This is a genomic window from Mesorhizobium sp. M2C.T.Ca.TU.002.02.1.1 (genome assembly GCF_003997225.1).
The window spans coordinates 1-498 of record NZ_RZTO01001498.1 but is presented as its reverse complement, the minus strand read 5'-3'; the positions used below and the strand labels follow the sequence as shown (position 1 = coordinate 498).

Below are 498 nucleotides of genomic sequence, written 5' to 3'. Positions count from 1 at the left end.
AGATATGGCCGCGCTCGAGATCGCCGGCGAGCTGCACCTCGTCGATGGCGACGAAGGCGGCGTCGGTCTCGCGCGGCATCGCCTCGACGGTGCAGACCGAATATTTCGCGCTCGCCGGCACGATCTTCTCCTCGCCGGTGATCAGCGCCACCTTGTGGGCGCCGACCTTCTCGCAGACGCGGGCATAGACCTCGCGGGCGAGCAGCCTCAGCGGCAGGCCGATGATGCCGGTCTCATGCGCGACCATGCGCTCGATGGCGAGATGGGTCTTGCCGGTGTTGGTAGGCCCCAGCACGGCCGTCACGTCGCGGCCCGAAAGGATCAGCGGCTGGGAGTGTTTCGGCTGGATATTCATCGGCTCGGAAATAAGTGTTTCTGCCGCTTTGATTGTTTAAGCATGATCTTTCTCCGAAAACCGGTTCCCGCTTTTCGGGATCATGCTTTTGGTCGGAAGCGCGGCGCCGCCGCGTGTGACAGCCGACACATAGGGATTTAGGA

Annotated in this window: 1 pseudogene; it reads right to left on the bottom strand. The window is 62.9% G+C overall.

Annotated features, from left to right (window positions below):
- Positions 1 to 355, bottom strand: a pseudogene (locus EOD07_RS36950) (helicase); the annotation flags it as partial.
- Between the last annotated feature and the right edge of the window lie 143 nt (positions 356 to 498).